Below are 23,622 nucleotides of genomic sequence, written 5' to 3' on the forward strand. Positions count from 1 at the left end.
GCGCACACTCCTACACGGTCATCTGGCGCAGTTGGGGGCGGTTCTTCTTGCGCGGCCGGGAGTCGTCCGCGGTCAGTTCCTCGATGCGCGCCGCCAGTTGGGCGACGGTCGGGTTGCGGAACACCAGGGTGACCTTGGAGTCGACGCCGAACCGGTTGCGGATGCGTCCGCTGAGCCGGGTGGCGAGCAGGGAGTGGCCGCCGTTGCCGAAGAAGTCGTCGTCGATGCCGATCTCCTCCCGGCCGAGCAGGTCGGCGAAGAGCTCGCACAGGACTTCCTCGGTGGGGGTGCGCGGCGCCCGTCCGGCCTGGGCCCTGCCCTGGCCGGGAGCGGGGAGCGCGCCGCGGTCGAGCTTCCCGCTCGGGTTGGTGGGGAGCTCGGCCAGCGGCACGATCGCCGACGGGACCATGTACTCCGGCAGGCGCCGGCGCAGCAGCTCCGCCAGGGGCGCGAGGTCCAGCCCGGCCGGGTCCGCCTTGCCGGCCGGCACCACGTACGCGACCAGCTTCTGGTCGCCGGGGCGGTCCTCGCGCACCAGGGCGACGGCCTGCGCCACGGCGGGGTGTTCGGCCAGGACGTGCTCGATCTCGCCCAGCTCGATGCGAAAGCCCCGGATCTTCACCTGGAAGTCGGTGCGCCCGATGTACTCCAGGCGGCCGTCCTCGCGCCAGCGCACCAGGTCGCCGGTGCGGTACATCCGGGTGCCGGGACCGCCGAACGGGCAGGCCAGGAACCGTCCCGCGGTGAGGTCGGGCCGGCCCTGGTAGCCGCGGGCGAGGCCGTCGCCGGCGATGTACAGCTCGCCGTGCACGCCGCGCGGTACGGGCCGCAGCCGTGCGTCGAGGACGTACACCTGGGTGTTGCCGATGGGGGTGCCGATGGACGGGACGCCGGCGCCGGGGGTGACCGGCGCGCTCGTCGACCAGATCGTCGTCTCGGTGGGACCGTAGACGTTGGTCACCTCGGCGGCCTGCCCGGCCAGGGCCTCGGCGAGCTGGGGCGGCAGTGCCTCCCCGCCGACCAGGATCCGCAGGCCGGCGGCGCCGTCGGGCTCCTCCATGAGCAGGATCTGCCAGAACGCCGGTGTCGCCTGCACGGCGGTCACCCGGTGGCGGCGGACCGTCTCCCGTACGGCCGAGGGCTGGGCGACGGTCTCCTTGCCCGCCAGCACCACCGCCGCGCCGGAGGTCAGCGGCAGGTACAGCTCCAGTCCGGCGATGTCGAAGGAGACCGTCGTCACGGCGAGCAGCCGGTCGCGGGGCGTCAGCGGGAACCGGCGCCGCATGGTGGCCAGGAAGTTGGCCAGCCCCCGGTGGGTGACGGACACGCCCTTGGGCCTGCCCGTGGAGCCGGAGGTGTAGATGACGTACGCGGCGTTGTCCGGGCGGACGGTCACGGTGGGCGCCGTCGCCGGGTGGGCCGCGCGGTCGGCGCCGGCGAGGGTGTCGGCGTCGAGGACGAGCACGGGGCGGGCGTCCTCGACGATGTGGTCGATGCGGGAGCGCGGGTGGTCCGGGTCGATCGGGACGTAGGTGGCACCGGCCTTGAGCACGGCCAGCAGCGCGACCACGAGATCGGCGGAGCGCGGCAGTCGCACGGCCACCGGCGACTCGGGCCGCACGCCGCGGTCGATCAGCCAGTGGGCCAGGCGGTTGGCGCGCTCCTCCAGTTCCGCGTAGGTGAGCGAGGTGTCCTCGGCGATGACGGCGGCGGCCTCGGGGGTGGCCTCGGCCTGCCGGCGCACGGACTCCGCCGGGCCCGCCGCCGGGGCCGGTTCGGCGGTGTCGTTCACCTCGCGCAGCAGCCAGTCGCGTTCCTCGTCGCCGAGTACGTCGAGGTCGCCGAGGCGGGTGGCCGGGTCGGCCAGGAGCTGGTCGAGGACCCGCACCAGCCGGACGGCGATCTCCTCGGCCGCGTCGCGGTCGTAGAGGTTGTTCTGGTAGTCGAGGGAGAGCCGCAGGTAGGGGTCGGAGGAGTTGAGCGTGAGCGGGTAGTGCGAGCCCGCGAACGGTCGGATGCCGTCGATGGTGAAGCCCGCCGAGGTGTTGGCCTCCACCATGCCTTCACGGTCGATCGGATAGTTCTCGAACACGAGCAGCGTGTCGAACAGGGCGGGCAGGCCGACGCCGCGCTGGATGTCGGCCAGCCCGTAGTGGTGGTGGTCGAGCAGGGCGGTCTGCCGGTCCTGGAGGTCGGTGATGACCTGGCCCAGGGTGTGCTCGGGGGCGCAGTCCACCCGGGTCGGCAGGGTGTTGATGAACAGGCCGACCATCTCGTCGGAGCCGGCCAGGTCGGCCGGGCGGCCGTTGACGGCGGCTCCGAAGACCACGTCCTGCTGCCCGGTGAGCCGCGACAGCAGGACCGCCCAGGCGCCCTGGAGCAGCGTGTTGAGGGTGACGCCCAGTTCGGCGGCGCGACGGGCGAGTTCGCGTCCCTTGTCGATCGACAGCGGTACCTCGACCCGCCCGAGGGCGGACGCCGTCCCCTGCAGGGCGGCGTTCGGGGCGACGAGGGTCGGCTCGTCGAATCCGTCCAGTTCGGCCTTCCACCGCGCCTCGGAGACCGCCTGGTCCCGCGTGGCCAGCCAGGCCAGGTAGTCGCCGTAGCCGCGGACCGGCGCCGCCTCCCGGGTGCCGGAGTACAGCCTGATCAGGTCGGTGATCACCATCGGCGACGACCAGCCGTCGAAGAGGGTGTGGTGCGCGGTGAGGACGAGTTTGGCCCGCTGCGGCCCGCAGGTGAGCAGCGCCAGGCGGATCAGCGGCGGCCGGGCCGGGTCGAGCTGGTCGGCGCGGTCGTCGGCCAGCGCCCGGTCGAGCGCCGCGTCCTGCTCGGCCTCGCTCAGGCCGGTCAGGTCCAGGTGCCGCCAGGGCAGGTCGACGTGGTCCGGCACGACCTGCACCGGTTCGCCGTCGTCGGTGGTGAGGAACGCGGAGCGCAGGTTCGGGTACCGCTCCAGCAGCGCCTGTCCGGCGGCTCGCATGCGGTCGGGGTCGACGTGCCCGGACAGGTGCAGCGCGAACTGCATGTGGTAGACGTCGAAGGAGCCCTCGGCGAGCGCGGCCTGGAACTGGATGCCGGACTGCCCGGGGGCCTGCGGCCACACCTCGGTCAGCCGCCCGTACCGCTCTTCCCACGCCTCGATCTCGTACTGCCGCACCGGGACCAGCGGGGCGTCGGAGGGGGTGAGCCCGCCGATGCCGGGGCGGGCGGCGTAGGCGGCCATGCCGCGCAGCACCTCGGTCCACAGCTCGGCCAGTTCCGTGGTCCGCTCCCGGGTCAGGACCCCGGTGGGGAACATGAAGGCCGCCTGGAGCCGGGGGCCTTCGGGGGTGTCGGTGGCGACCGAGTTGACCTCCAGCGCCGACAGCGCCGGCAGGTCCGCGTCCGGCAGGGCGATCAGCTCGGCGGACCAGGACGCCGGTCCCCATCCCTCGGCGCGCAGATGCTCGGGCACGTCGGAGTCGGAGATCCGGCCGAGGTAGTTGAAGCCGATCTGCGGCGCCGGGCAGTCGGCGAGCTGCTCGCCGGTCTCCTCGTTCAGCCAGCGCAGCAGCCCGTAGCCGACGCCCTTGCCGGGGACGGCGCGCAGTTGCTCCTTGACCAGGGCGACGGCCCGTCCGGCGGCGACGCCGCCCGCCAGCACGTCGTCCAGGTCCACGTCCCGCACGTCGACGCGGGCCGGGTACATGCTGGTGAACCAGCCGACGGTGCGGGACAGGTCGGCCCCGGGGACGACGTCCTCCACGCGGCCGTGTCCCTCCAGGCGGACCAGGGTCGAGGCGTCCGCGCCGCGCCACCGCCTCATCGCCAGGGCGAGGGCGGCGAGCAGCACGTCAGTGCCGGTGCCCCGGAAGGCCGTGGGGAGCGTGCTCAGCACGGCCTCGGTCACGTCGGCGGGCAGTTCCACCCGTACGGTGTCGACGGTGGACCACACGTCCACCGCGGGGTCGAAGGGGCGGGCGCCCAGCGGCGGGTCGGACTCCTCCAGCACGTTCTGCCAGTGGGTCAGTTCCGCCTCCCGCTCGGGGGAGTACGCCTCGTCCTCCAGCGCCGCCGCCCAGCGCCGGGCCGACGTGCCGACCGCGGGCAGTGCGGGTGCGGTGCCGGAGCGGATCCGCTGCCAGGCCTCGGCGAGGTCCGACATCAGGATGCGCCAGGAGACGCCGTCCACGACGAGGTGGTGCAGCACCATCAGCAGGCGGCCCCGGCCGGTGCCGGGGGCGAACCAGACGAAGTCCGCCATGATGCCGGCCCCGGGGTCCAGGCGCCCGACCGCGTCGTCCAGTTCCGCCCTGGCCGCCTCCCGTGCGGCCGGCTCGTCCCAGCGGCCGTCGCAGTCGACCCGGCGGATCAGGCCGGCCGCGCGGACGGTGCCGGGTTCGCGCACGAGGAGGGAAGGCTCGTCGCCGGGCACCAGTGCGGCGCGGAGCAGGTCGTGCCGGTCGAGTACGGCGTCCAGGGTGGCGGCGAGGCCGTCGGCGTCGATGCCGTCGGGCAGTTCCAGCACCATCGACATGGCGAACCGGTCGGTGCCGCCTCCGTGTTCGAAGATCTGCCGGGCCACCGGCTGGAGCGGCATCGGGCCGACGCCGCCGCCGTCGAGTTCGGCGAGGACGGGCGTCCGGTCCCGGCGGTCGGCTGCCACCTCGGCCAGTTGGGCCGCCGTGCGGCGCTCGAAGATCTCCCTGGTGGTCAGTTCCAGGCCCTTGGCGCGCACCCGCGCGACCACCTGGATGGAACGCAGACTGTCCCCGCCGACCGCGAAGAAGTCGTCGTCGGCGCCGATCCGGTCCACGCCCAGGACGTCCGCGTAGGCGGCGGTGATGATCTTCTCGGCCTCGGTGCGGGGCTCCCGGTAGGTCCCGCCGTGGAACTCCGGCTCGGGCAGCGCCGAGCGGTCCAGCTTGCCGGTCGGCCCGAGCGGCAGGCTGCCGAGGGCGACGAACGCGGAGGGCACCATGTAGTCGGGCAGCCGGGCCGCGACGTACGTGCGCAGCTCGGCGGCGGAGGCCCCGGCCTGCACGTCCACGTCGCCGATGCCGCCGTCGCCGTCGTCGCCGACGGCGCCCTCGCCGGTGTGCACGACGTACGCGACGAGCCGCTTGCCGCCCGCGGGCAGTTCCCGGCCGATGACCACGGCCTCGCTGATGCCGGGGTGCGCGGCGACGACCGCCTCGACCTCGGCGGTCTCGATGCGGAAGCCGCGCACCTTCACCTGGCCGTCGCCGCGGCCGACGCACTCCAGTTCGCCCCGCGCGTTCCAGCGGGCCAGGTCGCCGGTGCGGTACATCCGCTCGCCCGCCGGGCCGAAGGGGTCGGCCACGTAGCGTCCGGCGGTCAGGCCGGGGCGGCCGTGGTAGCCGCGGCCCACGCAGGCGCCGGCCACGTACAGCTCGCCGACCACGCCCTGGGGTGCGGGGGCGAGGCCGGGGCCGAGGACGTAGGCACGCATGTTGCCCAGCGGGGTGCCGATGGGCGCGACGTCGCCCTCGGGCCACTCCTCGCCGGGGGCGAGGGAGTAGGTGGTGGCGTAGAAGCTCTCGCTCTGCCCGTAGGAGTTGACGATCCGCGCGCCGGGCAGGGCGTCGCGCACCTGCCGCACCAGCCGGGCCGGCAGGACGTCGCCCGCGAAGACGACGGTGCGCACGTCGGCCGCCGCGTCCAGGTGGCCGACCAGTTCGCCGAGGACCGAGGGGACGCCGCTGAGGATGTGGCCGTCGAAGCCGTCCCGTTCGCCGAGCGCCAGCGCGTTGGGCAGGATCTCGGCCGTGCCGCCGGTGGTGAGGGTGGTCAGCAGCTCGAAGACCGACACGTCGAAGTTGACCGAGGTGCCGGCCGGCATCCGCCACCCGGGCGGCGTGCCGAGGACGCGCACCAGTTCCCGTACACCGTTGACGACGTTGCGGTGGGTGATCGCCGCGCCCTTCGGCGTGCCGGTGGAACCGGAGGTGTACATGACGTACGCCAGGTTGTCCGGGCCGAGCGGCGAGGTCCGGTCGGTGTCGCCGGGCGCCCCGGCCGGGGTGTCCCAGCGGGCGCGGTCGTCGAGGTCGACGGGCACGAGGTCGCCGGCCGGCAGCTCCCGCCAGGTCGCGGTGTCGGTGACCGCGAACCGGGGGCGGGCCTCGGACAGCACGGTCCGCGCCCGCCCGCTGAGGTACTGCGGGTCCATCGGCACGTATCCGGCGCCGGACTTGAGGATGCCGAGCAGGCCGGCGACGAGGTTCTCGGTGCGCGGCAGGGCGAGGACCACCAGGTCCTCGGGGCCCGCCCCGCGCCGGATCAGTTCCCAGGCGACGCCGTTCGCCCGGTCGTCCAGCTCCCGGTAGGTCAGGGTCCGGCCGTCGCACACGAGCGCCGGGGCGTCGGGCGTGGCGGCCGCCTGCCGCTCGAACATCTGGGGGGCTGTCAGTGCCGGCAGTTCGGCCGGGGTGCCGACGGCCCGGGTGAGCCAGAGGTCCCGCTCGTCCGCGCCGAGGACGTCGAGGGTGGCGACCGCGCGCTCGGGTGCGGCGACGAGCAGGCCGAGGACGCGGACGAACCGCTCGGCGAGGGTGCCGGCGGTGTCCCGGTCGAACAGGCCGGTGGCGTACTCCAGGCGGCAGTCGGCCCCGCCGGCGTTGTTGGGCAGCAGGTCGAAGAAGAGGTCGAACTTGGCGGTGCCGGTCTCCAGCCGTTCGACCTGGACTCCAAGCCCGGGCAGTTCCAGCGGCGGGACGGGCGGCTGCCAGGAGAGCATGACCTGGAAGAACGGGTTGTAGGAGGTGGAGCGGTGCGGGTTGAGCAGCTCCACCAGCCGCTCGAACGGCATGTCCTGGTTGTCGTAGGCGGCCAGGGACCGCTCCCGCACCCGCTGGAGCAGCTCGCGGAAGGTGGGGTTGCCGCTCAGGTCGACGCGCAGGACCCAGGTGTTGACGAAGAACCCGACGAGGTCGCGCAGGTCCTCGTCCGTGCGGTCGGTGATGGGCGCGCCGATGGGCACGTCGTCGCCGCAGCCGAGGTGGTTCAGGAGCACCGCGAGCGCCGAGTGCATGACCATCGACACCGTGGTGTCCAGCTCGGCGGCAAGCTTCTCCACCCCCTCCAGCAGGGCGGGGTCGAGGGAGAACGGGATCCGGTCGCCGTCGGGGCTCATCACCCGGGGGCGCGGGCGGTCCGTCGGCAGGGGCAGCGGCTGCGGCAGGTCCGCCAGCGCCTCGCGCCAGTACGCGAGCTGCCGGGCCGCCAGGCTCTCCGGGTCGGACTCGTCGCCCAGCAGGTCGAGCTGCCACAGCGTGTAGTCCGCGTACTGCACCGGCAACGGCTCCCACGCCGGGGCCCCGCCCCGGGCGCGGGACGCGTAGGCGGTGGTGAGGTCGCGGAACAGCGGCCCGAAGGACTCCCCGTCCACCGCGATGTGGTGTGCGACGACGACCAGGGTGTGGTCGCGGGGTCCGCCGCGCACCAGTCCGGCGCGGATCGGCGCGTCGGCGGCCAGGTCGAACGTCTTCGTGGCGGCCTCCTGGACCGCAGCCGCCCGCAGCCGCCCGGTGGCCTCGACGACGGGCAGGGCGAACGGCTGCTCCCCGGCCGCCAGCACCCGCTGGTGCGGTACGCCGTCGTCGCCCTCGACGATCACCGTGCGCAGCACCTCGTGCCGCTCGACGACGTCGCGGAGCGCCGCCGTGAGCGCGTCCACGTCCAGGTCGCCGGTCAGCCGCAGCGCGAACGCGCCGTTGTAGGTCGGCGAGGGGCCTTCGAAACGGTCCACGAACCACAGCCGGCGCTGCGCGAACGACAACGGGATCATTGTGTCTCCAATATCGGCGAACCAGACGGCGGGGTCGTCGCTCAGTCCTGGTCGAGGAGGGTCAGGAGTTCGTCGTTGTAGAAGTCGTCGATGGAGCAGGCGCCCGACAGCGTCGAGAAGTACCGGTCGATGTGCTCCTGGTGGCCGACGAGCTTGCGGAGCATCTCCGTGCGCCCCTCGGGCTTCAGCTCGGCCACGTTCAGCGCGCCCTGGTAGTGGTGCAGGGCCTCGTTGCCCAGCTCGTTCTCGTAGCGCCGCAGGGCCGTCCGCAGCGCGGCCTCGTCGTGCAGGTTCTCCCCGATGAACCCGGTGAGGGACTGGGCCTGGACGAAGGCCTCGGTGATGCCGCGGGCGGTGATGGAGTCCTTGTGGTTGACCGCGTCACCGACCAGCACCCAGCCGGGCCCGTGGGCCTTGCGGAAGAAGTTCTCCTGGTGGCCCGTGCCGTAGAGCTGCTCCTCGCGCCGGCCCGAGCGCATCCGCTCGTACAGTTCGGGGGCCGTGGTGCGCAGCGCCTCCAGGTAGGCGGGTTCCACGTTCTTGCGGACCTGGTTGTAGTCCGCCTGCGGGAAGTACGTCATGAGCAGCGTGAGGTCGTCGTTGGTGGGCAGGACACCGATCCAGCGGCCCGGCCGCTCGTACAGCTCGAAGTCGGCGGGGACGCCGGACCAGTAGCTGTAGTAGGTGGTGGTCATGCGCGGGTGCTCCATGACGTACTCCGCGCCGGCCTTGCGCGCCACCAGGGAGCGCATGCCGTCCGCGCCGACGACCAGGCGGGCCCGGTCGGTCGCCTCGGCGCCGCCGGGCGTGGAGTACCGCACCCCGACGACCCGGTCGTCCTCGAACACCAGGTCCTTGACCGCGCAGCCCTGGCGGAACTCCACACCGGCCGCCACGGCCCCCTCCGCAAGGATCGGGTCGAGCACGTACCGCCGGGGCGCGTAGGTGGTCGTCAGGCCGTCGATCGGCAGTGAGAAGCCCTCGATGCGCACGCCCGGGCCCTGGTAGACCTGGTGGGTGATCGGCTGGGCGCCCGACTCGCGGATCCGGTCGAGCAGCCCCCACCGGTCGAGCAGTGCCACGCCCTGCATGTGCAGGTAGTGCGAGGACAGCGTGTCCTGCGGGAAGCGCGCTTTCTCCAGGAGCAGGACACGGTAGCCCTGCCGTGCGAACAGCATGGCCGTCGGCGATCCCGCACAACGGGCCCCTATGACAATCACGTCGTACATGGCGCGCCTCTCTCACCAGTAGGTCTTCGACACAACGCGGCTACGGGGCGGTCGTCGCAGCCTGGGATTCGATGTACGCAGAGATGGCCGCCACCGTCGGGTGGAGGAACATCTGGTCCATCGGGACCTCGACGCCCAGCTCCTCGATGTAGGCGCCCTGGATCCGCACCATGACCAGGGACTGGCCCCCCAGGGCGAAGAAGTCGTCGTCGACGGAGATGTCGTCGCGCTTGAACTCCCGGCACCAGATGGCACGCACGCTCTCGGCAGTCATCGCTGTCCTCTCGGTTGTCATCGCTGTTCGCCCGCTAGGAGGTGCCGCTGCCGGCGTACCGCTCGACGCGGGCGGCGGCGAGGGCGGCGCGGTCGACCTTGCCGTGCGGGCTGAGGGGGAGCCGCGCGATGGTCAGGAAGCGGGCGGGGACCATGGTGCGCGGCAGGTCCCGCAGCAGACGGGCGCGCACGTCGTCCTCGGCGAGGTCGCCTCCGGCCGGGACGAGGAACGCGGTCAGCTCGGCCTCGCCGGCGTCGGTGTACGTGACGACCACCGCGGCCTCCCGGACGCCGTCCAGCCGGGCGAGGGCGCGCTCGACGTCGGTGGGGTCGATGCGCATGCCGCGCACCTTCACCTGGGCGTCGATCCGGCCGAGGACGACGAGGTCGCCGGCGTCGGTGACCCGCCCGCGGTCACCGGTGCGGTAGACGCGGACCTGCTCGCCGCCGGCCTCGAGGGTGGTGAACCTGCGGTTCTCGGGGCCGGCGTTGAGGTAGCCCGCCCCGACGCCGGCACCGGCGATGCAGATCTCGCCCTGCTCACCCGGGGCGACGTGGCGCAGGTCCTCGTCGACGAGGTGGATGTCGGTGTTGTAGGCGGGCCTGCCGACCGGCGGGGCGTCCGGCCGGCCGGGGTCGTGGCCGGCGAGGTCGTAGGAGGTCGCGACGTCCGTGCACTCGGCGACGCCGTACTGGTGCAGAAGGGTGCAGCTGTTGCCCTCGCGCCGGGCCCAGTCGGTGAGCCGCTCGGCCTTGAGCGCCTCGCCGCCGAAGAGGACGTAGTCGAGCCGGGTGAGGGCGTCGCCGCCCCGTGCGGTCTCCCAGTCCACCAGCACGTACAGGGTGCTGGAGGCGCAGTGCACCACGCGGATGTCGTGCTCGGTCAGGACCCGGTAGGCCATCATGGCGTCGAAGTTGCGGCTGGCCAGGAGGTACTGGGTGGCGCCGCAGAACAGCGGTGTCATCAGGGCGCGCTGGGAGAGGTCGAAACCGAAGGCGCTGACGACCAGGTGGTGCGAGCCGCTGTGCAGGCCGTACTCCAGCCTCAGCCAGTTCATCAGGTTGAACCAGCCCTCGTGCCGCACCGCGGTCAGTTTCGGCGTCCCGGTCGACCCGGACGTGAAGACGGCGTAACACACGTCGTCGCCGGTGACGTCGGCGTCGGGCGCGGTGGCCGGCAGGTCCGCCAGGTGGCCGGCGAGCTGTTCGAGGTCGACGGTCTCCACGTCCGCCGACTCGACCATCCCGGCGGTCGCCGGGGAGGTCACGATCAGGGCGAGGCCGGGCACCTGGCCCAGCAGCAGTCGCAGCCGGGCCGCCGGGTAGGCCGGGTCGAACGGCACGTAGGCGGCGCCCGCCTTCAGCGTGCCGAGGATGGCGACGAGCAGGTCGGGCGTGTAGTCGAGGCAGACGCCGACCTTGGCGCCCCGGCCGTGCCCGCGGGCGACGAGGAAGCGCGCGAAGCGATTGGCCCGCGCGTCCAGTTCCGCGTACGTCACCCGCCGGCCGGCGTGGACGACGGCGACCGCGTCGGGGGTGGCCGCCACATGCGCCTCGAACTGCCGGTGGACGACGGGCTCGGGGGGCAGGGCCACCCGCTTTCCCTGAAGGATCATCAACTGACTCCGATGTAGGAGGTGTCCGGGGAGGGGGCCGCCACGGCGGGGGCGCCGGCCGGGGCCGCCGTCAGGCGGTGCGCCGCCGGGCGGCGGGCAGGACGGCGGTCTCGAGCATCCGGGCCACCCACTGGTCGACGGGCAGGCCGTACGCGGCGGCGGCCTTCGCGCAGTGGTCCAACTGGTCGGCGGACAGCTCGATGGTGAGCGTGGTGGCCTTCTTGCGCCGCTTCTCCGCCGCCGACTCGGCCAGCCGGGTCACCTCCTGCTGCCCGTCGCCGCCCGCGGGGGCGGCCTCGGCCGTGCCGCTCTGCACGGCGAGGCCGGCGCGGACCGCCCGGCGCAGTTCGTTGCGCGACCACTTCTGCTGTTCGGCCTTGCGCAGCCAGTAGTCCTGCTCGGGCGGCGACAGGCGGGTCACCTCGGCGTGGTGGGCGAAGCTGAGGCTGTCGCGCCTGCGGTGGTGCTCGAACCGCCGGGCGACCCACGCGTAGTTGCGCAGGGTCTGGTAGTCGAGCCCGGTCCGCTCGATCGCCTCCTTGTACCGCCGCCAGCCGTAGGTGGTCTCCCCGTAGATCAGCCAGTCGGCGAGCCACCACGCCGAGGAGTTCACCAGCTCGCGCAGATTGCTGCCGATGCGCTCCCAGGACCGCTCCGGCAGGTTCTCCGGGAAGATCATTCCCGACGTGCGCACCGTGGCCTGGGATCCCACGAAGGACAGGACCACGTCGCGCTGCGCGGGCTCACCGCCGCCCGCCGCAGGCCTCGCAGTCGCGGTTTTCACAGCGCCCCTCACAACCTTCATCTCCCCACTCAGAGTGCTTGCCTGGAACGTCCGGACCGGCGCCGCGGCGCTCAGTCCCCCGCCATGGCCTCCCGCAGGCTCCTGGGGCGCAGGTCGGTCCAGTTCTGCTCGACGTACTCCAGGCACTCGGACCTGGCCGCCTCGCCGAAGACCACCCGCCAGCCGGCGGGCACCTCGGCGAACGCCGGCCACAGGGAGTGCTGCTCCTCGTCGTTGACCACGACGTGGAAGCGGCCGGTCTCGTCGTCGAAGGGGTTCGTGCTCACCTGGGCACCGTCCTTAAGCGTCATGGCGTGACTCGCGATGGGTGTCGCCCGGCCGGTGCGCGACGGCACCGGGCTGGGGGGTCGCCGGCCGGCGGGCCCGGTCGACGGGACGCTCGGCTGTCCGGTCGACGGGACATCTGGCATCGGGGGCGGCCCCGGCGTTGCCACGTCACCGTAGGGACTCGGCCATCGGCGCTTCAAGGGCGGCGGGCCCGGCGGCGGACCGCCCGCAGGACCGGGTCCGCACCGGCCCGGATCGCCTGTACTTCGCCGGGCCGCTGTGCCAGCATGCGGCGCGTCGCCCGCACCGGCGGACCACTCCGTCGGGCCCCGCCCGCAGTCGGGGCGGCCCGTGGGCATCGCGTCGTACGGCACCGCGCCGTACGGTGGGGCGTCCCGCCTCGCCGGTCGCGGACCCTCCTACCTTCCCACCGGGCGTTCGAGATCCGCTCGGCATCCGCTGGAGGCGGCGGGCGTCCCCGCCCCTGGTCCGCGCCGCGCCGCCGGACCGCCCCGAGTACCGCCCCGCGCGCCGCCCGGTGCCCGGACCCCGACGGCCACGCCCCGCCCGTACGGCGCGAGGAGGCGTGGCCCGATCCGAGGGAGAGCGATGGACAGCCCCCGGCCCGCCCTGCGCCTGTTCGTGATGCACCACGCGGGGGGTTCGCACCTGCTGTACCGCACCTGGCCGGCCGCACTGCCCGACTCCTGGGACGTGCGGCTGCTCGACGCCCCGGGCCACGGCCTCCTGCTCGACCAGCCGCGGATCCCTGACGCCGGCGCGCTCGCCGAGCACCTGCTGCGCGCCGTCGAGCCTCGGCTGACCGGTCCCTACGCCCTGTTCGGGCACAGCATGGGCGCCCTGGTGACGTACGAGATGACCCGGCGGATCATCGACCGCGGCCTGCCGCCGCCGGTGTGGCTCGGTATGTCCGCGCGCACCCCGCCGGACCCGGCGCGGACGGCGAAGGCGTACCGCGAACCGTCGGACGCCGAGCTGCGCGCGCGTCTGAAGTGGCTCGGCGGCACGCCCGACGAGATCTTCGCCGACCCGGAGCTGTGGGCCGTGTTCGACCCGATCATCCGGACCGACCTGCGCCTCGTGGACACCTGGCGCCCGGCGCCCGGCGCCGCTGCGCTGCCCGTGGCGCTGTCGGCGTACGCGGCCCGCGAGGACCGTTCCGCCCCGCCGCCGCGGATGGCAGGCTGGGCGGCGCACACCGAACGCTTCCTGGGCCTGCGGGTCTTCGACGGCGGGCACTTCTACTTCCAGGACGATCCCGGGCCGCTGCTGCGGCAGATCGAACGGGACGCGACCGCGGCCCTCGACGCGGCGGACACGGCCAGGTGTGCCTGACCACCGGCCGGCACGGGAGCAGGGTGTGCGGCCCCGCGGATCGGCCCTCGCGGCCCGCACGGCGTGCGCTGCCCGGCATGTGGGCAAGAGGCCGGCGGCCGGTCGGGGCCGGTCCCGTAAGGGCGCCCGGCATCGCCTCGCAAGGCCCGGCGGGCGCCCGAGCGGACGTCCGGCCCGGCCCGACACGGGCGGCCCACGGTGCCGCGAACACAGCGCACGAACACCACGAGTCCGGCGTCGGCCGGCTACGGATCGGACACATCAACGGGGAGCGAGAACATGACGATACGGATGAGACCGAGGACCGGACTGGTCGCCCTGGCGGCGGCCCTGCTCACCGCCACGGCGCTGACGGGCCCCGCCCACGCGGCGCCGGACGCGGCGCCGGCGGCCGGCCACGGGGGGACCCGGGACGCGATCGAGGCGGCCGTCCGGGCCGGTGTCCCCGGCGTCACCGCCGAGGCGCGCGACGCCGACGGAGTCTGGCGGACGGCGGTGGGCGTGGGCGACCTGCGCACGGGCGCGGAGCGCGGCGCCGCCGACCGGTTCCGCGTCGGCAGCATCACCAGCACCTTCGTGGCGACGGTCCTGCTGCAGATGGCGGCGGAGGGGAAACTCTCCCTCGACGACACCGTCGAGCAGCATCTGCCCGGCGTGGTGGCGGGCAACGGGAACGACGGCCGCACGATCACCGTGCGCCAGCTCCTCAACCACACCAGCGGCCTGTTCGACTACCTCACCGAGCCGGCCTACTACCAGAAGTACGTCCTGGGCGACGGCTTCCTGAAGCACCGCTACGACCCCCTGACCCCGGGGCAGCGCCTGGACGTGGCCTTCGCCCGCCCGCCGCTGTTCCCGCCCGGCGCCCGGCACGCCTTCTCCCACACCAACGACCTCCTGACCGCGCTGATCGTCGACAAGGCGGGCACCTCGTACGAGGAGGAGGTGCGCTCGCGCATCGTCGAACCGCTGGGACTGAGGGCGACCTCCCACCCCGGTCAGGCCACCGTCCCGCCCCGGCCGAGCGGCCGCGGCTACTCGAAGCTCTTCTTCGACACCCGGCCGGACCGGATCGACGACGTCACCGCGTTCCACGGGTCCCAGGTCTGGGGCGACGGCGACATCATCTCCAGCACGAGCGACCTCAACCGCTTCTACCGGGCGCTGATGCGCGGCACCCTGCTGCCGCCGCGCCAGCTCGCGGAGCTGAAGACGACCGTCGTCAACCCGGATCTGCCGATCTCGTCCTACGGACTCGGCATCGAGCGGCTGGAGATGGGCTGCGGCAAGGCCCTCTGGTACCACGACGGCGGCACGGTCGGCTCCCTCACCTTCGTCGCCACCACCGAGGACGGCCGCCACCAGTTGACGTTCAACTACAACGGCGACTGGGAGGTCTCCCAGCTCCTGCCCACCCTGAACGCCGAGTTCTGCGGCACGACGTCCGGCTGACGCCGTGCCGGCACTTTCACGACGTGTGAGAACGAGATGCCTGTCCCTCAGGAGGGTCTATGACCGTGCGAGCAGCCGTCGCCGGAGCGAGCGGCTACGCGGGAGGTGAGCTTCTGCGTCTGCTGCTGGCCCATCCCGGCGTGGAGATCGGGGCGCTGACCGGCCGGTCCAGCGCGGGCCTGCGGCTCGGCGCGCTCCAGCCGCACCTGGCCCCGCTGGCCGGGCGGGAGGTGCTGCCCACCACCGCCGACGCCCTCGCCGGTCACGACGTGGTCTTCCTGGCCCTGCCGCACGGCCGGTCGGCGGCCGTCGCGGAACAACTGGGCGAGGACACCCTCGTCGTCGACTGCGGCGCGGACTTCCGCCTGGCGGACGCGGCCGACTGGGAGACGTTCTACGGCACCGGACACGCGGGCACCTGGCCCTACGGCCTGCCCGAACTGCCGGGCGCCCGCGCCGCGTTGGCGGGAACCCTGCGGGTGGCGGTACCGGGCTGCTACCCGACCGCGGTGCTGCTGGCCCTCTTCCCCGCGTACGCGGCGGGGCTGGCGGAACCCGAGGCGGTGGTCGTCGCCGCGTCCGGCACGTCCGGCGCGGGCAAGGCGCCCAGGGCGGACCTGCTGGGCAGCGAGGTCATGGGTTCCATGCGGCCGTACGGCGTGGGGGGCGGTCACCGGCACACACCGGAGATGACGCAGCACCTCGGCGCCGTGGCGGGCCGCCCGGTCACCGTCTCCTTCACCCCGACGCTGGCCCCGATGCCCCGCGGCATCCTCGCCACCTGCTCCGCCCCGGCGCGGGCCGGGGTCGGCGCGGACGACGTACGGGCCGCCTACGCGAAGGCGCTGGCCGACGAGCCGTTCGTACGCCTGCTGCCCGAAGGGCAGTGGCCCGGCACGGCGGCCGTGTACGGGTCGAACGCCGTCCAGATCCAGGTCGCCCTCGACGCGGCGGCCGGCCGCATCATCGCGATCAGCGCCCTCGACAACCTCACCAAGGGCACCGCGGGCGGAGCCGTCCAGAGCATGAACGCCGCCCTCGGCCTGCCCGAAGAGCTGGGGTTGACCACGATCGGAGTCGCACCGTGAGCGTCACCGCAGCACGAGGTTTCACGGCGGCGGGGGTCGCCGCCGGCATCAAGCAGAGCGGCGCCCTGGACCTGGCGCTCGTCGTCAACACCGGGCCGCGCCGCGCGGCGGCGGGCGTGTTCACCGCCAACCGGGTGCAGGCCGCGCCGGTCCAGTGGTCCCGGCAGGTCCTGGCGGACGGATCGCTGGGCGCCGTCGTCCTCAACTCCGGCGGCGCCAACGCCTGCACGGGAGCGCGGGGTTACCAGGACACCTGCGACACCGCCGAGCGGGCCGCCGGGCGCCTCGGCCTGGACGCCGCCGACGTGGCGGTCTGCTCCACCGGCCTCATCGGGGTGCCGCTGCCCCTGGACCGGCTGCTGCCCGGCGTCGACGAGGCCGTGCTCCGGCTGTCGGTGTCCGGCGGCGAGGACGCGGCCGAGGCCGTCATGACCACCGACACCGTGCCCAAGACGGCCTCGGTCACCCGGGAGGGCTGGACGGTCGGCGGCATGGCCAAGGGTGCCGGGATGCTCGCCCCGGGCCTGGCGACCATGCTGGTCGTCCTCACCACCGACGCCGACGTGGAGTGCGGGGTGCTCGACCGGGCGCTGCGGGACGCCACCCGGGTCACCTTCGACCGGGTCGACTCCGACGGCTGCATGTCCACCAACGACACCGTGCTGCTGCTGGCCTCCGGCGCCTGTGGCACCACCCCTGAGTACGAGGCGTTCGCGGAGGCCGTGCGGAGCGTGTGCGCCGACCTGGCCGAGCAGCTCGTCGGCGACGCCGAGGGCGCGAGCAAGGAGATCCGCGTCGAGGTCGTGGGCGCCGCGAGCGAGGACGACGCCGTCGAGGCGGGCCGCGCCGTGGCCCGCAGCAACCTCCTCAAGTGCGCCGTGCACGGCGAGGACCCCAACTGGGGCCGTGTCCTGTCCGCCGTCGGCACCACCTCGGCCGCCTTCGACCCGGACCGGCTGAGCGTCGCCATCAACGGCGTGTGGGTCTGCAAGAACGGCGGCGTCGGCGAGGACCGGGCGCTGGTCGACATGACCGGCCGCGCGGTCCGCATCACCGTGGACCTCGCCGCCGGCGCGGACTCCGCCGTCATCCGGACCAACGACCTCACCGCCGACTACGTCCACGAGAACAGCGAGTACTCCTCATGAGCGCTTCCCCGCCTCCGCAGCCGGTGCACGCCCTCGTCGGGGCACTGCCGTTCAAGGCGCGCCACCGCGGCAAGACCGTCGTCATCAAGTTCGGCGGCAACGCCATGGTCGACAGCGACCTGAAGGCGGCTTTCGCGATGGACGTGCTGCACCTGCGGCACGCGGGCCTGCACCCGGTGGTGGTGCACGGCGGCGGGCCGCAGATCAGCGCGGAGCTGGAACGCCTGGGCCTGGAGTCCCGCTTCGAGAGCGGCCTGCGGGTCACCACCGACGAGACCATGGACGTCGTCCGTATGGTGCTCGCCGGGCGGGTGCAGCGGGAACTCGTCGGGCTGCTCAACGTGCACGGCTCGCACGCGGTCGGCCTGACCGGTGAGGACGCCCGTCTGATGACCGCCGTCAAGCGCTACGCGCACAAGGACGGCGCGCCCGTGGACATCGGCCGGGTCGGCGACGTCGCCCGGGTCGACATCGGGATCGTGCGCGACCTCGTCGACCGGGGCCGCATCCCCGTCATCTCCTCCATCGCACGGCCCGAGGACGACAAGGACGCCGCCGAGGGCGGGGTGTTCAACGTGAACGCCGACACCGCCGCCGCGGCCGTCGCCGCCGCGCTCGGCGCGGAGATGCTGTTGATCCTGACCGACGTCCAGGGGCTGTACCGCGACTGGCCGCACAGCGACGAGGTGATCCCCCGGCTCACCGCCGGCGAGCTGGCGGCACTGCTGCCGGGGCTGGCCTCCGGGATGATCCCCAAGATGGAGGGGTGCCTCCACGCCGTGAACAACGGGGTGCGCAGTGCCCGCATCGTCGACGGGCGGGTCCAGCACTCGCTGCTGCTGCCGTTGTTCTCCGACGAGAGCACCGGCACCGTGGTCGTGCCGGACGACGGCGCCGGGGCCGAGGGGGCGACGGCATGAGCGACGGCGTGGACACGGGTGCGGGCAACGCGGCACTGACCCGCCGCTGGCAGCACGTCATGATGGACAACTTCGGCACCCCGCGGCTGCCCCTGGTGCGGGGTCGCGGCACCCGCGTGTGGGACGCGGAGGGCAACGCGTACCTCGACTTCGTCGGCGGTATCGCCGTCAACGCCCTCGGCCACGCGCACCCCGACGTCGTCCGGGCCGTGTCCGAGCAGGTCGCGTCACTGGGGCACGTGTCGAACCTGTTCATCGCCGAACCGACCGTGCGGCTGGCCGAGCGGTTGCTGCGGCTGGCCGGGCGCCCGGGACGGGTCTACTTCTCCAACTCCGGCGCGGAGGCGGTCGAGGCGGCCTTCAAGATCGGCAGGCTCACCGGCCGCACCCACATGGTGGCGGCCGCCGGCGGCTTCCACGGCCGTACCCTGGGCGCCCTGGCCCTGACCGGCCAGCCCGCCAAGCAGCGCCCCTTCGAGCCCCTGCCGGGCGACGTCAGCCACGTGCCGTACGGGGACGTGGAGGCGCTGCGCGCCGCCGTCACCCCGCGCACCGCGCTGCTGGTGCTGGAGCCCCTCCAGGGGGAGAACGGCGTGGTGGTGCCCCCGCCCGGCTATCTGCGGGCCGCCCGCGAGATCACCGCGGCGACCGGCACGCTCCTGGTCCTGGACGAGATCCAGACCGGCGTGGGGCGCACCGGCCGCTGGTTCGCCGCGGAGGCGGAAGCCGTCGAGGCCGACGTGGTCACCCTCGCCAAGGGGCTGGGCGGCGGTCTGCCCATCGGTGCGACGCTCGCCTTCGGCGCGGCGGCCACGCTGCTCACGCCCGGCGCGCACGGCTCCACCTTCAGCGGCAACCCCGTGGTGTGCGCGGCGGCCCTCGCCGTTCTGGACACCATCGAGCGGACGGACCTCCTCGAGCATGTGGCCCGCACGGGGCGCAGGCTGCGGCGCGGCCTGCGGACGCCGGCCCACCCGCTGGTGCGGGAAGTACGGGGCGCCGGGCTGCTGCTGGGTGTGGTGCTCGACGGGGCGCACGCGGCGCGGGTGCAGCGGGCGGCCCAGGACCGGGGGCTGCTGGTGAACGCGGTGGCGCCGGACGTGGTCCGGCTCGCCCCGCCGCTGACCGTGTCCGACCGTGAGGCGGACATGTTCCTCGACGGTTTCCGGGCCGCCCTGTCCGAGACCTTCGGCGAGGTGCGGACGGCGGCCTGACCCGCCGCCCGGCCGCCGGGCGGCACGGCCGCACGCCCTCCGGGGAGCGGCTCCGTGCCACCCCCGGAGCGGTCGTGCGGCGTCCTCCGGAGCGGTCGTGTGCCGTCGCTGTAGCGGTCATGTGCTGCCCCTGAAGCAGACGTGTGCCGTCGCTGAAGCGGACGTGTGCCGTCGCCGGGGCGTTCCTGGCGCCGCCCTGGCCGCCGGCGCGTCGGCGGGCGCACACAGGTGCGCCGTACAGCCCTTCGAGCGCCGCTCCGACGCCGTTCCAGCCAGCTGTGCGAGTTTTCTCGCCAGTTGTATGCACCCTCTTCATGGAGGCACGATGGCGCGTCAGGCCGGACAGACCGCGGGGTCGCAAGGCGGCCCGGCAGCCGCTCTCCCTCAGCCCCCGCCCCGACCGCCGCGCGCCGCGGGGACCGCACCACGCCGGGGCCAGGTGCTGACCACCAAGGTGGGCCTCCAGATGCCGGCCGGGATGGCCTACGCGGAGTGGGAGCGCGCCGGACGCCAGCTCGCCGACGTCGTCGACTCGTCGTCCTGGTGGCTGGGCGACTGGCTCGTGTACGGCAAGGACCACTACACCGACCGCTACCAGCGCGGGATCCGCGCCGTCGGCCTCTCGTACCAGACGCTGCGCAACTACGCCTGGGTCTCCCGCCGTTTCGACCTGACCCGGCGCCGGCCCGCCCTGAGCTTCCAGCACCACGCCGAACTGGCCTCGATGCCGGTCGAGGAGCAGGAGGTCTGGCTGGACCGCGCCGAGGAGCGGCAGTGGACCACCAAGCAGTTACGCGGCGCGATCCGCGAAGCGCGCCGCGACGAACCGCGGCCGAGCACCCCCGCCGAGCCGAGCCGGCACCTGGAGGTCCCCGGCAGCCGCCTCCATTGGTGGCACAAGGCCGCGGAGCAGCAGGGCGTCGACTTCGAGCAGTGGGTGACGGCCACCCTGGACAGCGCCGCCGCGAGCGCCCTGGAGGAGCTCGGTGACGACGAGGCGCCTCCCGAGGGCCTCGCCGGGCGTCCCCGGCCGGTGGCCATCAGCGCCTGAACCCCCGGCCGCCACCCTCCGCGCGCGTCACGGCAGCCGGCTCATCAGCCCGGCCGTCTCGCGCTTGTGCACACACCCGCTCCGCCCGAACGACTCCCGCACCCGCTCGCGCACTTCGCCGGGCTGCTCCTGGCTGAGCTTGAACATGCCGTCGGCCCCGGTCACCGAGAGCCGGAAGGCCCCCACACCCGGCGCGATCTTGCGGAAGTAGTCGAGCGACTCGGTCATGTCCCAGCCGTCGCCGAACTGCCCCTCGAAGGCCCGCACGGTGGACTGCACCACGCCGAGCGTCTCCTCCATCGAGTCGATCCGCTCCACCACGCCCCGGACGTGCACCGCGGTGAAGTTCCACGTCGGGGCGGCCGGCGTCACCTCGTACACGGTGGGCGACACGTAGGAGTGCGGGCCGGTGAACGTCAGCAGCAGGACGCTGCCCGTCTCCAGGGAAGCCCAGTGCGGGTTCGCCCGGTTCATGTGCCCGAGCAGCGTCGCGCCGGGCAGCTCGCCGCTCCAGTCGCCGGAGGTCTCGGGGTCGAAGATGACCGGCAGATGGGTGGCGAAAGGACCCTCTTGAGGTTTTCCGTTGGTCACCGCGAGAGCCAGCGGATTATCACGGATCAGGTCCACCATCCAGGAACTGCTCGGTTCGCGGTAGAACTTGGGCACGAACATGCGCATTCACCTCTTCGACAGTTGACGCGACGCACGACGTCGGCTCGGGGCATGACTGACCGCACGACGGATCGCATGAATCCGGGCGCCCACGTCACGGGCCGCGCCACGCGGAGATTCGGATATTCGCGCCGAACGTAACTCCGTCCCGTCGACAGGACAACGCTTCCGGGCTCCAGAGAGACTCATGCGCCTCTCCATCGCCCCTCCTGTGCCATTCGAGTTGCCTTCGAGCGCCGCCCGAGGCAACACTGCTGACGGTCTCTCGGGCCACCGGCCGAGTTTTCCAGACGCAATCGGGAGAATTTCATGGGCATAACTGGCAGGCGCGACGAAGAGATCTACGACGTGGTCGGAATCGGGTTCGGCCCGTCCAACCTGTCACTCGCGATCGCCTTGGAGGAACACAGGGCGAGCGCCCCGCACCACCCGGTCAAGTCCCATTTCTTCGAGCGGCAGCCCAGCTTCGGCTGGCACCGGAACATGCTGCTGCCGTCGACGACCATGCAGATCTCCTTCCTGAAGGACCTGGCCACCTTCAGGAATCCGATGTCCCGGTTCAGCTTCATCTCGTTTCTGCACGCCTCGAACCGGCTGGTGCAGTTCGTGAACAACCAGGACTTCTTCCCGACCCGGCAGGAGTTCCACCAGTACCTGGAGTGGGCCGCCGCCGCCCTCGCCGACCGGGTCTCCTACGGCGCCGAGGTCACCTCGATCCGGCCCCGCGTCGAGGACGGGGCCCTCTCGCCCGGTCTCCTGGAGGTCGAGGTGCGCGCCGGCGACGGCACCACCAGCGTGGTCACCGCGCGCAACGTGGCCATCTCCACGGGCCTGGTGCCGCGCATGCCGGACGGCGTGACGGCCGACGAACGGGTGTGGCACAGCTCGGAGTTCCTCGGGAAGTTCCGCGCACAGGACCCGGACGGCCTCAAGAGCGTGGCGGTGGTCGGCGCCGGCCAGAGCGCGGCCGAGATCACCCGGTTCCTGCACGACGCGCTGCCGCACGCCCAGGTCCGCGCGATCGTCCCGTCGTACGGCTACTCCGTCGCCGACGACACTCCCTTCGCCAACCAGGTCTTCGACCCCGCCGCGGTCGACGACTACTACTTCGGCACCGAGCGGGGACGGGACGCGTTCTGGCGCTACCACCGCAACACCAACTACTCGGTGGTCGACGCGGACGTCATCCGCGACCTGTACCGGCGGGCCTACGACGAGGAGCTGCACGGCGAGCAGCGGCTGCACTTCCGCAACCTCACCCGGGTCGCCGAGGTCCGGCGCGCCGGGAGCGCGACGCGGGTGGTCCTGCGCTCGCTGCTCGACGACCGGGCGGAGGAACTCTCCGTCGACGCGCTGGTCTTCGCCACCGGCTACGACGGCCTGGACCCGGCCCGGCTGCTCGGCGACTTCGACCGGCACTTCCTGCGTGACGCGGCGGGCAGGCACCGGGTGGAGCGCGACTACCGCCTCGTTCCCGTCTCGGACCTGACCTGCGGGGTGTACCTCCAGGGCGGCACCGAGCACAGTCACGGCCTGTCGTCGTCCCTGCTGTCGAACATCGCGGTGCGCAGCGGGGAGATCGCCGACTCGATCGTGCTGCGGCGCACCGAGCGGGAGCTGGAGCGCGACCGCCCCGTGGAGGTGGCGCCCCCGGCCGCCTGAGGCGGCACACCGCGGGGCGGGACCCGCCACCGTGGTCGCGGCACCGAGGCCCGTCCCAGCCCCGCAGCGGCCGGCCCCGGCCCGTCGTGCGCAACTCCAGGACGACACTCGATACGAAGGTGAGGGCAGTGCCCGTGACCCACCAGCCCTGGGCTGCACCCGCGGCGGACGGCCGCCCTCACGGCGGGGCGCCGGCGGCCCCCGGCCGCGAGCTGTCCGCCGCGGCCCTCCGGGACGGGGACGAGGCCCGCGGGCTCGCCCGCCGTCTCGTCGGTTCCCTGTCCGCCGAGGCCCGGCTCGTCCTCCTGCGCGCCCTGGCCGAAGCCGGTGCGGCACACGTGGCGGACCGCACCGCTGGGCCCAGCGACCGCGGCGGTGCCGAGCCCCGGCCACCGCGGGGCACCCCGCCGGGGGGTCCGTGGAGCGGCCCGCAGGATGGTCCGTGGAGCGATCCCCCGGGTGGTCTCATCCGTCTTCGGTTCGCCGACGTGCGCGCGCTCGACCGGGCCGGTGCCGCCTTCGGTGCCGGATCAGGGCCGGGCCTGGGCGACGCGTGGAGCGACCCCGCGACACTCACTCTCCGGATGGCCGGGGACGCCGGTGTCGACAGCCTGCGTTCCGTGCTCGCGGTGCTCGACGCGGCGGCGGTCACGGCCGAGTCGCTCACCGTGCACAGCCGCGAACTCGACGACGTCGTCGACGCGTTCACCGCTCTGGTCTGAGTCAGGGGCGCGGCCGGTCCGCCGGTCGCGCCGGGCGGCGTAGACGGCGACGAAGGCGGCCAGTCCCCGCACGCCGCCGTCCGGTCCGAGCGCCGTGACCGGCACGGTCCGCCCGAGCGCCCGGGACAGCTCGCGGTGCGCCTCCAGCGCGGCGGCCACCAACTCGCCGGGGGCGCGGTCCGGGTCCCCGTGGGCCATCTCCAAAGCCTCGGCCCAGGCACGGGAGGCGATGTCGTCCTCGCCCGGGTGCGGTACCGGCTCGTGGTCCGGCATGGCTGCCTCCTCGGCGTACGGCTGCTCTCGGTACAGGTGCTTCCCTGGGGTCGTGCGGGGCGTACGGGGTCACGATGCGTGC

Annotated in this window: 16 protein-coding genes; 8 read left to right on the forward strand and 8 right to left on the reverse strand. The window is 73.6% G+C overall.

Features of this window, described 5'->3' with window-relative positions:
- Positions 1 to 10: 10 nt before the first annotated feature.
- From ELQ39_RS00520 to ELQ39_RS00545, 6 genes are all read right to left on the reverse strand, one after another.
- The gene (locus ELQ39_RS00520) at positions 11 to 7,792 is read right to left on the reverse strand and encodes a non-ribosomal peptide synthetase (protein ID WP_242590516.1); all 7,782 of its coding nucleotides are present in this window, start codon (positions 7,790 to 7,792) and stop codon (positions 11 to 13) included.
- Between the two features lie 41 nt (positions 7,793 to 7,833).
- The gene (locus ELQ39_RS00525) at positions 7,834 to 9,021 is read right to left on the reverse strand and encodes an NAD(P)/FAD-dependent oxidoreductase (RefSeq protein ID WP_190005721.1); all 1,188 of its coding nucleotides are present in this window, start codon (positions 9,019 to 9,021) and stop codon (positions 7,834 to 7,836) included.
- 40 nt (positions 9,022 to 9,061) lie between these two features.
- Positions 9,062 to 9,295 carry an acyl carrier protein gene (locus ELQ39_RS00530; RefSeq protein ID WP_190005722.1) on the reverse strand — a complete coding sequence of 78 codons (234 nt, stop codon included), beginning with the start codon at positions 9,293 to 9,295 and terminating at the stop codon, positions 9,062 to 9,064.
- Between the two features lie 34 nt (positions 9,296 to 9,329).
- Positions 9,330 to 10,910 (reverse strand): amino acid adenylation domain-containing protein, encoded by a 1,581-nt coding sequence (locus tag ELQ39_RS00535; RefSeq protein WP_225626566.1) that lies wholly within the window; start codon positions 10,908 to 10,910, stop codon positions 9,330 to 9,332.
- A gap of 70 nt (positions 10,911 to 10,980) precedes the next feature.
- Positions 10,981 to 11,694 carry an LmbU family transcriptional regulator gene (locus ELQ39_RS00540; protein ID WP_337662502.1) on the reverse strand — a complete coding sequence of 238 codons (714 nt, stop codon included), beginning with the start codon at positions 11,692 to 11,694 and terminating at the stop codon, positions 10,981 to 10,983.
- 71 nt (positions 11,695 to 11,765) lie between these two features.
- Positions 11,766 to 11,981 carry an MbtH family protein gene (locus tag ELQ39_RS00545; protein ID WP_190005725.1) on the reverse strand — a complete coding sequence of 72 codons (216 nt, stop codon included), beginning with the start codon at positions 11,979 to 11,981 and terminating at the stop codon, positions 11,766 to 11,768.
- Positions 11,982 to 12,591: 610 nt separating this feature from the next.
- Here ELQ39_RS00545 and ELQ39_RS00550 point away from each other — a divergent pair.
- From ELQ39_RS00550 to ELQ39_RS00580, 7 genes are all read left to right on the forward strand, one after another.
- The gene (locus ELQ39_RS00550) at positions 12,592 to 13,338 is read left to right on the forward strand and encodes a thioesterase II family protein (RefSeq protein ID WP_190005726.1); all 747 of its coding nucleotides are present in this window, start codon (positions 12,592 to 12,594) and stop codon (positions 13,336 to 13,338) included.
- Between the two features lie 279 nt (positions 13,339 to 13,617).
- Positions 13,618 to 14,790, forward strand: a complete 1,173-nt coding sequence (locus tag ELQ39_RS00555; protein ID WP_242590518.1) for a serine hydrolase domain-containing protein — start codon at positions 13,618 to 13,620, stop codon at positions 14,788 to 14,790.
- A gap of 59 nt (positions 14,791 to 14,849) precedes the next feature.
- Positions 14,850 to 15,878, forward strand: coding sequence for an N-acetyl-gamma-glutamyl-phosphate reductase (gene argC / locus ELQ39_RS00560; RefSeq protein WP_225626568.1), 1,029 nt, complete (start codon positions 14,850 to 14,852; stop codon positions 15,876 to 15,878).
- Positions 15,875 to 17,026: a bifunctional glutamate N-acetyltransferase/amino-acid acetyltransferase ArgJ gene (gene argJ, locus ELQ39_RS00565; protein ID WP_242590519.1), complete on the forward strand. Its 1,152-nt coding sequence runs from the start codon at positions 15,875 to 15,877 to the stop codon at positions 17,024 to 17,026. Before argC ends, argJ begins: the two co-directional genes overlap by 4 nt.
- On the forward strand, positions 17,023 to 17,946 hold the full coding sequence (argB, locus tag ELQ39_RS00570) for an acetylglutamate kinase (protein WP_242590521.1): 924 nt from the start codon (positions 17,023 to 17,025) through the stop codon (positions 17,944 to 17,946). Before argJ ends, argB begins: the two co-directional genes overlap by 4 nt.
- Positions 17,943 to 19,160 carry an acetylornithine transaminase gene (locus ELQ39_RS00575; protein WP_190005730.1) on the forward strand — a complete coding sequence of 406 codons (1,218 nt, stop codon included), beginning with the start codon at positions 17,943 to 17,945 and terminating at the stop codon, positions 19,158 to 19,160. Before argB ends, ELQ39_RS00575 begins: the two co-directional genes overlap by 4 nt.
- Before the next feature lie 439 nt (positions 19,161 to 19,599).
- Positions 19,600 to 20,211 carry an LmbU family transcriptional regulator gene (locus ELQ39_RS00580; protein WP_198427602.1) on the forward strand — a complete coding sequence of 204 codons (612 nt, stop codon included), beginning with the start codon at positions 19,600 to 19,602 and terminating at the stop codon, positions 20,209 to 20,211.
- 27 nt (positions 20,212 to 20,238) lie between these two features.
- Here the strand turns inward: ELQ39_RS00580 and ELQ39_RS00585 are convergent, their stop codons facing one another.
- A complete protein-coding gene (locus ELQ39_RS00585) occupies positions 20,239 to 20,883 on the reverse strand; it encodes an FMN-binding negative transcriptional regulator (protein ID WP_242590523.1) in 645 nt (214 codons plus the stop codon).
- A gap of 309 nt (positions 20,884 to 21,192) precedes the next feature.
- Here ELQ39_RS00585 and ELQ39_RS00590 point away from each other — a divergent pair, with 309 nt between their 5' ends.
- Positions 21,193 to 22,545: a lysine N(6)-hydroxylase/L-ornithine N(5)-oxygenase family protein gene (locus tag ELQ39_RS00590; RefSeq protein ID WP_190005733.1), complete on the forward strand. Its 1,353-nt coding sequence runs from the start codon at positions 21,193 to 21,195 to the stop codon at positions 22,543 to 22,545.
- Between the two features lie 530 nt (positions 22,546 to 23,075).
- On the opposite strand, the gene ELQ39_RS00595 is transcribed toward ELQ39_RS00590, so the two are convergent.
- Positions 23,076 to 23,540 carry a hypothetical protein gene (locus ELQ39_RS00595; protein ID WP_242590525.1) on the reverse strand — a complete coding sequence of 155 codons (465 nt, stop codon included), beginning with the start codon at positions 23,538 to 23,540 and terminating at the stop codon, positions 23,076 to 23,078.
- Between the last annotated feature and the right edge of the window lie 82 nt (positions 23,541 to 23,622).

This window comes from Streptomyces sp. GB4-14 (assembly GCF_022696125.1).
Classification (GTDB): Bacteria; Actinomycetota; Actinomycetes; order Streptomycetales; family Streptomycetaceae; genus Streptomyces; species Streptomyces werraensis.

Coding starts and splice junctions, on each gene's coding strand:
- ELQ39_RS00585 (WP_242590523.1), bottom strand. CDS start 20,883: ATGTTCGTGCCCAAGTTCTACCGCGAACCGAGCAGTTCCTGGATGGTG.
- ELQ39_RS00595 (WP_242590525.1), bottom strand. CDS start 23,540: ATGCCGGACCACGAGCCGGTACCGCACCCGGGCGAGGACGACATCGCC.
- ELQ39_RS00550 (WP_190005726.1), top strand. CDS start 12,592: ATGGACAGCCCCCGGCCCGCCCTGCGCCTGTTCGTGATGCACCACGCG.
- ELQ39_RS00520 (WP_242590516.1), bottom strand. CDS start 7,792: ATGATCCCGTTGTCGTTCGCGCAGCGCCGGCTGTGGTTCGTGGACCGT.
- ELQ39_RS00575 (WP_190005730.1), top strand. CDS start 17,943: ATGAGCGACGGCGTGGACACGGGTGCGGGCAACGCGGCACTGACCCGC.
- ELQ39_RS00535 (WP_225626566.1), bottom strand. CDS start 10,910: ATGATCCTTCAGGGAAAGCGGGTGGCCCTGCCCCCCGAGCCCGTCGTC.
- argB (WP_242590521.1), top strand. CDS start 17,023: ATGAGCGCTTCCCCGCCTCCGCAGCCGGTGCACGCCCTCGTCGGGGCA.
- ELQ39_RS00590 (WP_190005733.1), top strand. CDS start 21,193: ATGGGCATAACTGGCAGGCGCGACGAAGAGATCTACGACGTGGTCGGA.
- argC (WP_225626568.1), top strand. CDS start 14,850: ATGACCGTGCGAGCAGCCGTCGCCGGAGCGAGCGGCTACGCGGGAGGT.
- ELQ39_RS00525 (WP_190005721.1), bottom strand. CDS start 9,021: ATGTACGACGTGATTGTCATAGGGGCCCGTTGTGCGGGATCGCCGACG.
- ELQ39_RS00530 (WP_190005722.1), bottom strand. CDS start 9,295: ATGACTGCCGAGAGCGTGCGTGCCATCTGGTGCCGGGAGTTCAAGCGC.
- ELQ39_RS00555 (WP_242590518.1), top strand. CDS start 13,618: ATGACGATACGGATGAGACCGAGGACCGGACTGGTCGCCCTGGCGGCG.